We start from the raw sequence: 306 nt of genomic DNA on the forward strand, positions 1-306 counted from the left end.
GGACGAAGCCCAGCAGATCCTGACAGTAATCCCGGAACCCCATGCCGCGGCCGATGCCGCTCTCGTAATAGCTGGCACAGCGGCTCATGTTGAAGGTGACCATGCACTGATACTGGTTCCACAGGCTCACCATCCGGTCCAGCTTTTCCTCGCCGGAGGTCAGCTGCCAGCCCGAGAGCAGCTCCTGCCAGTAGTCGGCCAGTGCCCTGCGGGCGGCATCCACCGGTGCGTCGGTGGCATAGCGGGCCATCATGGCCTCGGCCCGGGCTTTGTTGATGATGCCGGGAGCGCTGAATTTTTCCCGGA

General features: G+C 63.4%; 1 pseudogene. It reads right to left on the reverse strand.

Features of this window, described 5'->3' with window-relative positions:
* Positions 1–306, reverse strand: a pseudogene (locus P0G09_RS18085) (glycosyl transferase); the annotation flags it as partial.

It is taken from the genome of Faecalibacterium sp. DFI.5.82 (genome assembly GCF_029076575.1).
GTDB classification, from domain to species: Bacteria; Bacillota; Clostridia; order Oscillospirales; family Ruminococcaceae; genus Faecalibacterium; species Faecalibacterium duncaniae.